The organism is Hymenobacter rubidus (assembly GCF_016734815.1).
In the GTDB taxonomy this organism is placed as follows: Bacteria; Bacteroidota; Bacteroidia; order Cytophagales; family Hymenobacteraceae; genus Hymenobacter; species Hymenobacter rubidus.
Genome location: NZ_JAERQF010000001.1, coordinates 272021 through 285919 on the forward strand (window position 1 = coordinate 272021; position 13899 = coordinate 285919).

A 13899-nucleotide genomic window follows, 5' to 3' on the forward strand; every position below is an offset into this window, starting at 1 on the left:
GGAAAGGGTTAGAGTTTTTTGTCGAAGCGGCCTTGCGTGAACTTGAGCGTGTCGCAACCGGGCTTGGCCAGCGTGAACTCAAACGTGCCCGCGATAATGCCTGCCTTTAGGTCCAATTGGGTTATTATAAGTTCACCTGCTCGGTAATGAGGGTCCCCGGCAAAAAACGAGCAGGGGTTGCCGTACCCAATGGAATATGTAGCCTCTTGGTGTTTAGGAAAGGTCAAGGCATATTTACCAACTTTTCTCAGACTATCTGAAAATATGGCAACTGTCTCAATAACGGAGCTGGTTTTACTCGGTTTTGTTAAACTAATGTTGATTGTTCCATATCGATAACCGGGGTCGTAGTACACACTAAAATGGTCCTTACCGAAAGGAACCCACGCCTGACCATTGAGCAGGCAACCGACGGTGTTGGCCCCGGTCTGGGTAGCGGGCGGCAGTTGGTCCACAGGGTCCGGGTCTTTCTTTTTGCATTGGCTCAGGCCCAGCAGGGCGGCCAGCAGCAGGGTAGCAAGGGGTAGGTTGTGCATGATGAAGAGGGTTAGAGTTTTTTGTCGAAGCGGCCTTGCGTGAACTTGAGCGTGTCGCAACCGGGCTTGGCCAGCGTGAACTCAAACGTGCCCGCGATGATGCGGGCTTGCATGTCCAGCCGGGTAATCGTCAACGTGCCCCGGCAGTACGTACCGACTTCTCGGCTTTCATACACGCATCTTCTCGTCGGGTCATTGAATAACACTCTCGTGCGGTTTAAGTCCGTTAATAAGTACACCCCCGTTTGCGGAAGTGGATTGACGTATATGGAAAGAGTCTGAGGACTTGGCAACGTGTTATTACCTAAATCTTTTTCCACGCTCAGGTTGAACAGTCCACCGGTATAACCCGTGTCGTAGTCGATGAAGAAATTTTTGGACGTGCCATTCCCCACCGGCGCCCACAGCTGCCCGTTAAGCAGGCAGCCGACGGTGTTGGCCCCGGTCTGGGTAGCGGGCGGCAGTTGGTCCACAGGGTCCGGGTCTTTCTTCGTGCACTGGCTCAGGCCCAGCAGGGCGGCCAGCAGTAGGGTGGTAAGGGGTAGGTTGTGCATGATGAAGAGGGTTAGAGTTTTTTGTCGAAGCGGCCTTGCGTGAACTTGAGCGTGTCGCAGCCGGGCTTGGCCAGCGTGAACTCAAACGTGCCCGCGATGATGTGTGCTTTTGTATCCAAGAGGGTAATAATTAACTGCCCTCTGCAATACACGCCAGAATCTCTGCTATTGTAATAACAGCCTGTTTGCGGATTATTAAAGGTGACATTTGTGACAGAAGAATTACTTAAATCATATGTCCCAGCACTTTGAAAAGGATTAAGAAACAGCACTATGTACTGGTCTCCGTTTGAGCCACCATTATATTTATAAGCGCGTAGGTCAAATACTCCGTTGCTAAGAGTCGGGTCATAATTAACTTGAAAGCTTTGGGACGTGCCGTTGCCCACGGGTGCCCAGGGCTGGCCGTTGAGCAAGCAGCCGACGGTGTTGGCTCCGGTCTGGGTGGCGGGCGGGAGCTGGTCGATGGGCGCCGGGTCGTCTTTCTTGCACTTGCTACACTGCGTGAGCAGCAGCAGCCCCAGATACACGGGAAGCTTGCGGAACGGGAAGGCAGAAGGCATGGAAAGGCTACAGTTTTCGGTCGAAGCGGCCGTTGGTCACACGGATGCTGTCGCAGCCGGGTTTGTAGAGCGTGAACCAGAACGTGCCTGACACGATGCCGGCCCGCCGGTCTAGCCGCGTGATAGTAAATCCACCTTTGCCGTAGGTTCCAACATCTACTGTATAATACTGACAGCCGTTGGCTCTGTTAACAAAGCCTGCCTGATGGCGTCCTCCTTTTTTGAGGAAGTAACTACCGGTTGTTTGGATACTATCGGACCCGAAGCCTATCGTTTGTTGGTCTGCTCCGTTTCCGGACAACCGATAGGCGGCCACATTGAGTGTGCCAAAGTGGTAGACCGGGTCGTATGACACAGAATAATTAGAAAATCCGTCATTTCCTCGCGGTGTCCAGGCCTGCCCGTTGACAAGGCAGCCAAACGTATTCTCCCCGCTCTGGGTGGCGGGCGGAAGCTGGTCGGCCGGGTCGGCGCCGTTATTCTTGCACTGGCTCAGGTCCAGCAGGGCGGCCAGCAACAGCGCATGGAGTACGAGTTTGTTCATGGCCGGGAAGGGGAGCAAAAGTTGCCTTGATACGCTGGCAGCTGGCGTTGCCCTAAATGTCGGCGCTATCCGCTCCCATCTCAACACGAAAGTTGGGCAAATCCGACTTTTGAAATCGAAGCCCAAGCGCCCGGCAGCCAGCAGAAAGCCACCGCCGGGCCGCGCAATGCCCAATCAGCGGGCGGCAGCAAAGGACATTAGGCCATTAGGCACCGGCTATTTGCGTACGCAGCCGGCCCGCCAACGCTGCCCGCGTTATTTTTGCTACCGTATTCCCGTCTTTGCTTCCTATGCCGACTTCCCCTCCTACTCGCCGTCCCCAGCCGAAGCCGCTCAAACCAGCACGGCCGGGGCGGTTCACGGCGTTTGTGCGCACCATGTGGGTGCTGTTTGGCGCTGGCGTGCTGGGCCTGGGGCTGTTTGTGCTGGCCGTGAGCGGCAATTTCCTGAACCTGTTCGGGCGCATGCCCAACCTCAAGACCCTGGAAAACCCGCGCTCCGAGCTGGCCTCCGAAATCTACTCGGCCGACGGCGTGCTGCTGGGCAAGTACTTCCGCGAAAACCGCACGCCCGTCGAGTACAAGGACCTGCCCCAAAACCTGATTGATGCCCTCATTGCCACCGAGGACGTGCGCTTCGAGCAGCACTCCGGCATCGATGCCAAGAGCGTGCTGCGGGCCGTGACGGGCGTGCTTACCTTCTCGCACAACGGCGGCGGCTCCACCCTCACCCAGCAGGTGGCCAAGGTGCTGTTCCGCACCCGCCAGGACCTGAACGACGGCACCCTGAACGGGACCGGCAAGCTGGGCCTGCTCATTACCAAAGCCAAGGAGTGGATTTTGGCCGTGCGCCTGGAGCGCAACTACACCAAGCGCGAAATCATGCGCATGTACCTGAACACGGTGGAATACGGCTCCAACTCGTTCGGCATCAACACGGCGGCCAAGACGTTCTTCAACAAGTCGCCCAAAGACCTGACCACGCCCGAGGCCGCCACGCTGGTGGGCATTGTGAACGCGCCGGGCCGCTTCAGCCCCGTGGTGCACCCACAGCGCTCCAAGCTGCGCCGTAACTGGGTGCTGCGCCAGATGGCCAAGTCCCACTACATCACCGACGCCGAGCTGGCTCAGGACACCGCCAAGGCCATTGTGCTGCACTACTCCGTGGAGAGCCCCACCAAAGGTCTGGCGCCCTATTTCCGGGCCGAAGTGGTGAAATCCCTGCTGGCCTGGGCCAAAGAAACCGACCACGACCTCTACGCCGACGGCCTGAAAATCTATACCACCATCGACTCCCGCATGCAGGCTTATGCCGAAAAATCGGTCGCCGAGCACCTGGCCTTGCAGCAGAAGTGGTTTACGGCCCACTGGAAGGGTCAGCTGCCCTGGCGCGACGAAACCGGCAAGGTCATCCCCGATTTCCTTAACATTGCCATGCGCCGCACCCAGCGCTACAAGTCGCTCATGAGCCAGTACGACGGCAACCGCGACTCGGTTAACTACTACCTGCACAAGAAGTACAAGATGCCGGTGTTTACCTGGCAGGGCGAGAAGGAGATGCTCATGTCGCCGCTCGATTCGCTGGCCTACTACAAGCGCTACCTGCAAGCGGGCTTCATGGCCATGAACCCCCTCAATGGCCAGATTAAGGCCTGGGTGGGCGGCGCCAACTACAAGTTCTTCAAGTTCGACCACGTGCGCCAGGGCAAGCGCCAGCCGGGCTCCACCTTCAAGCCCATCGTGTACACCGCCGCTATTGCCGAAGGCGGCTTCTCGCCCTGCTACACCCGCCCCGATGTGGCCACCACTTTCCCCGCCGTGGCCGGCCGCGCCCCCTACACGCCCCAAAACTTCGAGGGCGGGTTTTCGGGCCGCACCTTCACACTGCGCCAAGCCCTGGCCCGTTCCATGAACTCCATCACCGCCTGGCTGGTGATGAAGCTCACGCCGGAGCGGGTGGTGTACTACGCCAAGCTGCTGGGCATCACCTCGCCCATCGACGCGGTGCCGTCCGTCGGCTTTGGCTCCTCCGATTGCAGCATTTTTGAGCTATGCGGCGCCTACTCTACGTTTGTGAACAAGGGCGTCTGGACCTCCCCCATCATGGTCACCCGCATCGAAGACAAAAACCGCAACGTGCTCCGCGAATTCGTACCCCGCACCAAAGAAGTATTGAACGAGGAAACGGCCTACATCATGACCAACATGCTCCAGGCCAGCACCACCGAGCAAGGTGGCACCAGCACCATCCTGCACACCGGCTTCAAGTTTCCCTATGAAATCGGGGCCAAAACCGGCACCACCTCCAACTACTCCGACGCCTGGTTCATGGGCATCACCCCCGACCTGGTGTGCGGCATGTGGATAGGCGGCGAGGACCGCAGCATTCACTTCCGCACCGGCGCCTACGGCCAGGGTGCCCGCCTGGCCCTGCCGCTATACGGCCTCTTTATGCAGAAAGTGTACAAGGACAAGAGCTTGGGCATCAATACCGGCCCCTTCCCCAAGCCCACCGCCCCGCTCAGCATCGAAATCGACTGCTCAAAATACTACGGCGGCCAGCGCGACACCATTCCCTACGACCAGAAACTCGACCGCCGCGACCCCGCCGACCTCAACGACGAAGACATCTAGCCGCTGATTCAGAAAGCCAACCATCCTGTCATCCTGAGCGCAGCGAAGGACCTTATCACCGATGAACAGTTGGCAGTAATTCCTTTTAGCACAAACGTGAGAAGGTCCTTCGCTGCGCTCAGGATGACAAACACGCAAAGAATTTGACTCCCTAACAGCTTCATTATTTAAGAATGACCAGCGACTTTTGCTGGTCATTTTTTGTTAGCCACAACGCCCCTTCCTTTCAACTAGCCGTTGGCCGCCGCGTATTTGCGGCTAACCAGCGACAATCTGCGACTTATGGCAGCCAACCCCGAACTGCAAGCCCAAATCTCGGCCCTGCCGCACAAGCCCGGCGTGTACAAGTACTTCGACGACGAAGGCATCATCTACGTGGGCAAGGCCATCGACTTGCGCAAGCGCGTCAGCAGCTACTTCACCAAAAACGACCACAACAAGAAAACCCAGCAGCTCGTCCGCAACATCAAGCGCCTGGAGTTTACCATAGTCGACAGCGAATCCGACGCCTTCCTGCTGGAGAATAACCTCATCAAGCAGCACCAGCCCAAGTACAACATCCTACTGAAGGACGGCAAAACCTATCCCTACCTCTGCCTCACCAACGAGCGTTTCCCTCGCCTCATTCCCACCCGCAATAAGATTAACGACGGCTCGCGCTACTACGGCCCCTACGCCAATGGCACAGCCCTAAACGTGCTGCTGGAGCTTATCCGAGCCCTCTACCCCCTCCGCACCTGCAACTACAACCTCAGCCCGGCTAATGTCGAAGCCGGCAAATTCAAGCCGTGCCTGGAATTGCAAATCGGCAATTGCAACGCCCCCTGCATTGCCCGCGAAGATGAGCCCACCTACAACGGCTATATCCAGCAAATTCGCCAAATCCTCAACGGCGACCTGCGCATTCCCAAGCAGTATTTCAAGGAGCGCATGACGGCCGCCGCCCAGGAAATGCAATACGAGCTGGCCCACCAGTTCAAGGTCAAGCTCGACAAGCTGGAAGACTTTCAGGCCAAGTCCACCATTGTCAACGCCTCCCTCACTAACATCGATGTCTTCGCCATCGCCAGCAACGAGAAGTCTGGTTTCATCACCTACCTGAAGGTAATGAATGGCTCCATTATTCTCACCCAATCCCTCGAAGTCACCAAGAAGCTGGACGAAGAAGACGCCGAAATACTGGCTCCGCTCATCATGCAGATGCGCCAGGAGTTTGAAAGCGAATCCAAGGAAATTCTCACCAACGTTGCTCTGGAGCTACCATTACCTGGCGTCAACCTAGCCGTCCCTCAAATCGGCGACAAGCGCAAACTCCTCGAGCTGGCCATCAAAAACGTGCTCTATGCCCGCAAGGAGAAGGAAAGCATGAACGAGCGCAGTAAGGACCTCAACGAGGTGCGCATCATGGAAACCATCAAAAAGGACCTCCGCCTCACCGAGCTTCCCAAGCACATCGAGTGCTTCGACAACTCCAACTTCCAGGGCGATAACCCGGTGGCCGCCATGGTCTGCTTCCGCAACGCCAAGCCCAGCAAGAAGGATTACCGCCACTACCACATCAAAACCGTTATCGGCCCCAACGACTTCGACAGCATGTACGAAGTCGTCACCCGCCGTTACCGCCGCTTAGTCGATGAAGGTGCCAGCCTCCCCCAGCTCGTCATCGTCGACGGTGGCAAAGGCCAACTCAGTATGGCCGTCAAAGCCTTAAAAGACCTCAACCTCTGGGGCCAGATTCCCGTCATCGGCATCGCCAAGCGCCTTGAAGAAATCTACGTTCCCAACGACCCCCTCCCCCTCTACATCGACAAAAAGAGCGAATCCTTACGCCTTTTCCAACGCATGCGCGACGAAGTCCACCGGTTCGGCATCACCTTCCACCGCTCCCGCCGCGACGCCGCTACCCTCAAAACCGAACTCACCGACGTCAAAGGCCTCGGCCCCGTCACCGCCGATAAGCTTCTCAACAAGTTCAAGTCCGTCAAGAAAATCCGGGAGCTCAGCGAAGCTGAGCTAATTGCAGAAGTTGGCAAGGCCAAAGCCAAAGTCCTTCAGAACTACTTCGCCGAAAACGATGCGCCCTCCCACCCCATGCCGGCCCGTCAACTTCCCAACTAGCCAATGCTGATAAATAAGAAAGGCCCTTGCATTGCTGCAAGGGCCTTTCTTGTGTCACATTACTGATGCTAGAAGCTCCACAGGTTGTATTCGTACTCTACCAAATCAGCGGCAGTTTGCTGCGCAGCTAAGATGCCCTGACGGCCATCACCATAGATATCATCTAGGCGAGAGTCGCTGGCATTCGATACTTTGGTGATGTAGGAGTTGAATAGCCACAACTCAAATGCATCAGCCAGGTTCTTGTGCTGCGCATCATTCTCTGCATTAAACCAGATGGCATTTTGCGGATTGTTGCGGAACACCTTCACCAAATCACTGTACTTAAACGTACCAATTTGTTTTTCAATGCCTGATGTATTCGAAGACAACGTCGACGGCACAAAGAAGGAAATGGATTTAATGTCGTGGTACATTCTCGACCGCTTTTTGTCGAAAATCATATCCTCCTTTAGCTCCATCGCATACAGGTCTTTGTAGCGATACAAGTTCAACGGTGCAGGCGGCGGGGGCGGCGGGGCAACAGTTACGGTTTCGTAAATAATTTGGCCCCTTCTGTTTTTCAACGGTTTGCCATTTGCTCCCAGTTTGGGTTTGCGAACAGTGTTAGCGGCTGCAGCTCTGCCACCTCCAGCTGCAGGCCTAGCCCCCCAATCATCACCACCGCCAGCGTTATTCTCGCTAAAGCCTGCTGCTTTTTCCTCGTCGCTCAGCTTCTCGGTCTCGTCAGCAATCGACATGTTGCCAGTAACCTCAGCGGGAGTGAAAGTAGAAGTCAGCGAATCATTCTTATAAGCTTGCAATTCTCCCCGCTTTACGGCTTCAAAAATTACTCGGCTGATTTCTTTGCCTTCTGAGAACATCGGCTTGTTCTGCTTCTCGCGCAAGTCTACCTGACGCCAGATGCTCTTGCGAAACATTTGGTCAGACGGCGGAATAGGACGATGCGAGCCAGTGCTACTCGCCGTTGTTGCCTGCTCTTGAGCTGAAGCCGTCAGCCCTAGGGTCAAGCCCGCCGCAAGCGCGGCTAAGGTGTGCATAGATTTCATAATGGCAAAAGCAGATTTAATGTATGATAGTTCGCTAACGTAACATCTGTAATATTATTACAGCAGCGGAATATTAAACTGTTTGGATACGTTGACCGGCTCTACATCGCCTTTGAAATTTTGGCGTTGCACTTCTTTGACTTCAATGTATAGACGGTCACCTTCGCGGTAAGCATTCACGACGTCGCTCAGGTCAGCCGTTGGGCCGCTAATTGGTTTGGTAGGAATGGCGGGGCGACGGCCACGCACCAGCGTTACCTCATAACGCGACACCCGGAATTTGGCATCATCAGGGAGGAAGGTAGCAAAACCAGCATCTGGAACAGCGCGCAGATTTAGCGAACGCACAGCAGTACCAGGAGTGCCTTGCTTTTCGTTGGCTTGTCTACCGCCCACCCAGCATTCAATGGTGGGCTTGGGGATAGGCCGCACCTGAAAGGTCTGTGAGCCGATAGCATTACCGCCGCTGCTCACATTCAACGTTACTTCTTTAGAGTTCGGAACCAAGGTCACTTCACCCAACTTACCGCCTTGGATAACCGAAGCACCCGAAGCCGAGAAGCCCGGCTTGTACTGAGCGCCAAGAGCCGGCACGTTTACCGTGAGCTTGTTGCCACACTTGAAATACAAGGCTTGCACCGAAGCCGACTGAATTTGCATTACCGGCTTCGTAACAGTGTAAGGCACCGTTACTTTGAACGTGGTATCGCGACCACTGTTGTTGATGCGAATGGTGCCAGTCCAGGATGCTTTTGCATTGCCAGATGCATCAAAGTTACCCGGACGAGCAGTAAATTCTACTTTGCCATGGCCATCAGGACCAACAGAAAGTGGGCTCCCGTTTAGTGACATCTTCTGCTGAAGACCAGTAGCCGAAGCTGTTAGAAACAGCTCTGCTTTGTATTTAGTGCCAGCTGCTACCGTATTCGACTCAGCGCTCGCAAAAGCACCGATTTTGTCGAAGGAGATGACTTCAGCACCTACTTTCTTAGCTTGGGCCGAAAGAGCATCGGCTTCCAGTTTCAGAACGGCCGTTTCTTTTTGCGACAGCACTGCCAGTGCAGCTACCAGCGGCGTATTCTCGAAGTTCAGTTCAGCGAAATCCTTGTTGCGCTGCTCTACGGTTGTATGCTCCTTGGACTTGAAAATACGCTCATCTTCTTTGCCGTCGAGTGCCAGCGGAGTCGCATCCGGCACATAGGTTTTAATGAAGGTCGAGTAGTTGTTCAGTTCCGCCTTTAGGGGATAAGCCAGACCATTTTTCTTACCACCGAGCATTATCGGCATCACCTTGTTATTAGCATCCGGGTCTTTGAAATCTTGGAAGCCTTGGGTGACTGTAGTGTTGCCTGTGCCTGCAATAAGCTTGCTCCGAACGTCCTGCAAATAGGCAATCATGGCCTTTGTTTTCGCACGAATCTCTTCGCTTTGCTTCAACACGGTCACATCCTTTGCCAGGTTGTGGTTTTTTTCTACAGCCGCCTGAATGCCTTTTACACTATTTTCAGCAGCAAGATTTGTTTTACCATTGACATCAATCAAGCTGTCGTCGATGAATTTGAACTTCAGCAGAATCGCTGAGTTCACTTGAAGCGCCAGAAGAGCCGTTAGCACGAGGTACATCATGCCAATCATCTTCTGCCGCGGGGTTTCTTTTCCGCCTGCCATTATCTGTTTCCTCTAAAATTGGATGAAGAACTAACTGAGTGCACTAAGCCTGCCAATTAGGCTTGAGCGGGAGCGCGCATGGCGTTCAGCATGTTGCCGTACACCCGATTCAAGGAGGTCAGGTTGCTGGTCAGGTCAGATACTTGCTTCTGGAAGCTCTCCGTGTCTTTGCCAGCCTGGGTCATGTTCTCCATGGCCTTGCTCAGCGTACCGTAGAACTGGTTCATGGACTTGAGGTGCGTGTTGGCATCTTGGAGTTCCATTTCGTACACGGCATTTAGTGCGCCCAGGTTCTTGGTCACGTTCTGTACCTGCATGTGGTATTCTTTAGCATCCGAGGTTGCATTCGACATGGCCGAAATAGCTTCCACCGTGTTGCCGTAAGCAACGTTGATTTTGTCGAGCGAATCGGCAGCCGAACGCACTTTTTTGGTGTATTCATCAGTCACGTTAGCGGCTTCACCCAACTGCGACATCTGCGAAGTAGTGGTGCTGAGACGGTTCAGGCCTTGGCCGAGGCTGGTGAGAGCTTCCGGCGTTACGTTGGCATTCTTCAGCATATCGTCCAGCTTCATCGTCAAGCCTTTTGCATTGTTGGCTTCAACAGCTTTGGTACCACCCGTCGAAGGGTCATAGCCGTCGTTCAGTTCCGGGTACACCAAACCCCAATCGGGCTCATGAGCAGCAGGCTGGAACGCGCTCAGGAAGAAGATAACTGCTTCCGTCCCAAGACCCACAATCAGCATTTGGTCAGCACCTGACCAGTGTTCAATCTTAAACAATGCACCAATGATTACAACGGCTGCGCCGATGCCATAAATTTTGGGCATCAGCGTATCATATAGAAAACTTCCTTTAGCTGCCATGATATTTTATCTGTTGAAAGGGGTTGAAAGAAGGTGTTGAGAGAGGGTGTTTGAAGGAAAATTAATTAAGAGAGCTGTTCGTGCCCATGCCGATTTGAATCATTGAGCAGCGGAAACCGATATAAGAGCGAGCCGAGTCCTGGTATTCGAAATTGCGGGTACCGGTTTCGAGGAAGTAGGCAATGTCCTTCCAGGAACCGCCACGTACCACTTTGCGGGGCTCGTTGTCGTCAGGGTTGGTGGGGTTCAGGTCCCACACCACCGGCACGGAAGCCTCCATATAAGCGTCATCGCACCATTCCGACACGTTGCCGGCCATATCGTACAGGCCAAAATCGTTGGGGAAGAAGGAGCCAACTTCGGAAGTATAAGCGAAACCGTCTGATGCATAGTCGCCACGGCCGGGCTTAAAGTTAGCCAGCATGCAGCCTTTGCTATTGCGGAGGTAAGGACCACCCCAAGGGTACGTAGCCAGGTCGCGGCCACCGCGGGCGGCGTATTCCCATTCAGCCTCCGAAGGCAAGCGGAAGTTGGGGTCGGCAGCGGCACCGGTTTCTTCGCGGGCAGCGTTGCGGAACTTGGTGCGCCAGTTGCAGAAGTATTTGGCAGCAAACCAGTCAACCCCTACTACCGGATAATCATCGAACGCCGGGTGAGTGTAGTAATATTCCAACAGCGGGTCACCCATGTGATAGGTGAAGTCGCGCACCCAAACCGTGGTATCGGGGTAAAGTTCCGTCATCACGTACTCTTCGCCCAGCACATCCAGCGAGTCTTGCTTGATAGCATCCACAAACTGGCGGTATTCGTTGTTGGTAATCTCGGTTTCGTCCATGTAGAAGCCGGCAATAGTTACCTGCTTGTTCATGTTGACCATGGACGCGGAAATGTCCTGGTCAGTCTGGCCCATATGAAAGGTGCCACCGGGGCACGGCACCATACCAAAAGGTACTTCCTGCGGATTGAAGAAGGGACGGTCATCAGCGCCAACCAAGTCCCCCGTGGGGCCTTTGCCCATTCCGCACCCGCCTAATAATGCCCCGGAAATAGCGAAAAGTGATAATGCTAGAAGCTTGTTCATGAGAGTTAAAAATTCTGATTTAATTGCCAATACCGCTAAAGTACATTTGGATGGTCTGGCAAATCTACACTTTTTTAGGACGCTGTGCAATACCCTACTATTTCAGCACAAGCCTAAATACGGGGCAAACAAGCTGAATAGGGCAAAAAACTCGGTTAATCCGCTTTTTTGCCAATACGACTGACTAAAATTTATCCTAATAGAATAGGACAATGCCAGTCTCGAGGGCGGGATAGTTAAATAGGAAAATTAGAAGCTGTAGCGCGGCGTCCGAATAGCCGGACGGAAGTTAGTTACTTTGGGCATGCGGTAAGAGAGCATGATTTCGTGCGAGCTGAAGGCCCGGGCATCCTGGTTAAAGGCAATGAAATCAAATGCGTAACTTAAACGCACGGCATTGTCCTTTGCAAAGCTTAAGCCAACTAAGCCTGATATAGATTCTTCGTTACGGTAATTTGCGCCAATCCAGTACTTGTCATCGATAGTAGCGCGAACACCGCCTTCAAATGAGTAGTTCTTGCTGTTATCAAATTTACTTGAACTGGAAAAGTTGCCCGGTAATACAGATTTCACTAAAACCATTGGTGTGACGACAACGGACGAAGAGGCGTCAATATTGTATCCAGCGGTAAAGTACGCATGGTTTTCGGCAATGTAATTTGTCGGGTTGCCGTCTTTCTTGCCGGTGTTGGGGTTCACAGTGCCAGAGCTCTGGAACGTGTATTCCGAGCGTAGCAAGTTGTTTATACTGATGCCTGCGTAGAATTTGGGTGCTTCGTACCAGATGCCCGCGCCCGCGTCAAACTTGCTGTCCGAAGCGCCGCTTGGCACGTTTACGTCATACTCATCAATGGCAATGTAGGTGCCTTTGCTCAGGTAAGTATAAATACCTTGGATACCAAAGCCCAGCTTACCTGAGCCCAATTTAACGTGCTGGGAATACGAAAGCGCGGTATTCGTCATTTTCGACTGCCCCACTTGGTCGTAGTACACAACCAAGCCCACGCCGCCATTGAGGGCGAGAACGGGCATGGAAACAGTAATCATTCCCGTGCGGGGCGAACCGTTGGCGTCGCCGAATGTACCGTAGTTAAAATACTGGTAACGACCAACAAGGTTTACTTCTCCCTGCCCTTTGATGCCGGCATATGCCGGATTCAGCGACATTCCATTAAGACCGTAATGGGTAAACTGGGGCTGCTGCTGAGCAAGCGCCGAGCCAGCCGCGGCCGTGAGCAGCAGGGTCGCAAGTAACGTTCCTTTCATAGAGGCGTGGTGGTGATTGGTGGTGAAAGAAGAGGAGGGTGGGGGATAGTCGCTACTAGATGAATAGCTTCCAAATGTAAGGCAAAAACTTTCTCCAAAAAATTCGGACAAAAAAAACCGGCGCAGGTACTGCGCCGGTTTTAGGGCCTAAAACGAACCAGACATAGGGTTTAGCGATTTTTGGGGGTGCTTTTTTCTGTGTCCGGCTGAGAATGTCGGCGGATATAGGCCTCGATGGCCCCCGTCATTGAGGGGGCATTGGGATGCGGGGCTTCGATGTCGAGGATGAGGCCTGCATCGGTCACGGCTTTGGCCGTGGTTGGCCCAAAAGCCGCAATGCGCGTGCCATCCTGCACGAAATCAGGGAAGTTGATAAACAGCGAACTGATACCTGAAGGACTGAAGAAGGCAATGCAATCGTACTTGACCTCGGCCAAATCGGAAAGGTCGCTGGCTACGGTGCGGTAGATAACAGCTTCGGAAAACTTGAGGTTGTTGGCCTGCATAAATACGGGCAGGTCATCCTTGCGAATATCGGAGCAGGGATACAAAAATTTCTCCCCTTTGTGCTTTTTGATGACATCGAACAGGTCAGCTGCCGTGCGCTCGCCGACGAAGAGCTTGCGCTTGCGAAGAACGATGTACTTCTGAAGGTAATTAGCGGTTTGCTCGGAGATACAGAAGTATTTCATCTCCGCCGGCATTTCCAGCTTGGCTTCCTGGCAAATACGAAAGAAATGGTCAACGGCGTTGCGACTGGTAAAAATAACCGCCGTATACTCCAATATATTGATTTTCTCGCGCCGGAAGTCCTTGTAGGATACCGGCTGCACTTCGATAAACTCCCTAAAATCCACTTTGATGCCGTATTTTTCGGCGATGGAGAAGTAGGGGGAAATATCGTTGGCGGGTTTGGGTTGGGTAACCAGGATGCTACTGATGCGCTTGGCATGCCGGCCTGTGCCCGGCTTATCTGCACTCTCGGCCATACAGGAAGGAAAGGGTAATGCTAGGACAATAA

The 13899-nt window shown here is 53.9% G+C and carries 12 protein-coding genes; 2 read left to right on the plus strand and 10 right to left on the minus strand.

Annotated elements, in window-relative coordinates; all coding sequences use genetic code 11:
• Positions 1-8 precede the first annotated feature (8 nt).
• From JKL48_RS01135 to JKL48_RS01150, 4 genes are read right to left on the minus strand one after another with little or no spacing between them, the layout of a single operon-like run.
• Positions 9-536 carry a DUF6252 family protein gene (locus JKL48_RS01135; RefSeq protein ID WP_201977506.1) on the minus strand — a complete coding sequence of 176 codons (528 nt, stop codon included), beginning with the start codon at positions 534-536 and terminating at the stop codon, positions 9-11.
• An 11-nt stretch (positions 537-547) separates the two neighbouring features.
• Positions 548-1090, minus strand: coding sequence for a hypothetical protein (locus tag JKL48_RS01140; RefSeq protein WP_201977507.1), 543 nt, complete (start codon positions 1088-1090; stop codon positions 548-550).
• Between the two features lie 11 nt (positions 1091-1101).
• Positions 1102-1653 (minus strand): DUF6252 family protein, encoded by a 552-nt coding sequence (locus JKL48_RS01145; protein WP_201977508.1) that lies wholly within the window; start codon positions 1651-1653, stop codon positions 1102-1104.
• Between the two features lie 7 nt (positions 1654-1660).
• Positions 1661-2197: a DUF6252 family protein gene (locus tag JKL48_RS01150; protein WP_201977509.1), complete on the minus strand. Its 537-nt coding sequence runs from the start codon at positions 2195-2197 to the stop codon at positions 1661-1663.
• A 290-nt stretch (positions 2198-2487) separates the two neighbouring features.
• On the opposite strand from JKL48_RS01150, the gene JKL48_RS01155 reads away from it, so the two are divergent.
• A complete protein-coding gene (locus tag JKL48_RS01155) occupies positions 2488-4830 on the plus strand; it encodes a penicillin-binding protein 1A (protein ID WP_236668534.1) in 2343 nt (780 codons plus the stop codon).
• A gap of 282 nt (positions 4831-5112) precedes the next feature.
• Positions 5113-6948, plus strand: coding sequence for an excinuclease ABC subunit UvrC (gene uvrC / locus JKL48_RS01160; RefSeq protein ID WP_201977511.1), 1836 nt, complete (start codon positions 5113-5115; stop codon positions 6946-6948).
• A 68-nt stretch (positions 6949-7016) separates the two neighbouring features.
• On the opposite strand, the gene porN is transcribed toward uvrC, so the two are convergent.
• The 6 genes from porN to JKL48_RS01190 all read right to left on the minus strand — a co-directional run bounded on the left by porN (position 7017) and on the right by JKL48_RS01190 (position 13867).
• Entirely contained in the window at positions 7017-7988 is a 972-nt protein-coding gene (porN, locus tag JKL48_RS01165) for a type IX secretion system ring subunit PorN/GldN (RefSeq protein WP_236668535.1), read from the minus strand.
• Positions 7989-8054: 66 nt separating this feature from the next.
• Positions 8055-9665 carry a type IX secretion system motor protein PorM/GldM gene (gene porM, locus JKL48_RS01170; RefSeq protein ID WP_201977513.1) on the minus strand — a complete coding sequence of 537 codons (1611 nt, stop codon included), beginning with the start codon at positions 9663-9665 and terminating at the stop codon, positions 8055-8057.
• A 56-nt stretch (positions 9666-9721) separates the two neighbouring features.
• Positions 9722-10531, minus strand: a complete 810-nt coding sequence (porL, locus tag JKL48_RS01175; protein WP_236668536.1) for a type IX secretion system motor protein PorL/GldL — start codon at positions 10529-10531, stop codon at positions 9722-9724.
• A 61-nt stretch (positions 10532-10592) separates the two neighbouring features.
• Complete coding sequence (gene porK, locus JKL48_RS01180) at positions 10593-11612, minus strand: T9SS ring complex lipoprotein PorK/GldK (RefSeq protein WP_201977518.1); 1020 nt, start codon at positions 11610-11612, stop codon at positions 10593-10595.
• Positions 11613-11861: 249 nt separating this feature from the next.
• On the minus strand, positions 11862-12878 hold the full coding sequence (locus tag JKL48_RS01185; protein WP_201977521.1) for a PorP/SprF family type IX secretion system membrane protein: 1017 nt from the start codon (positions 12876-12878) through the stop codon (positions 11862-11864).
• Positions 12879-13048: 170 nt separating this feature from the next.
• Positions 13049-13867 (minus strand): uroporphyrinogen-III synthase, encoded by an 819-nt coding sequence (locus JKL48_RS01190; protein WP_201977610.1) that lies wholly within the window; start codon positions 13865-13867, stop codon positions 13049-13051.
• Positions 13868-13899: the final 32 nt, after the last annotated feature.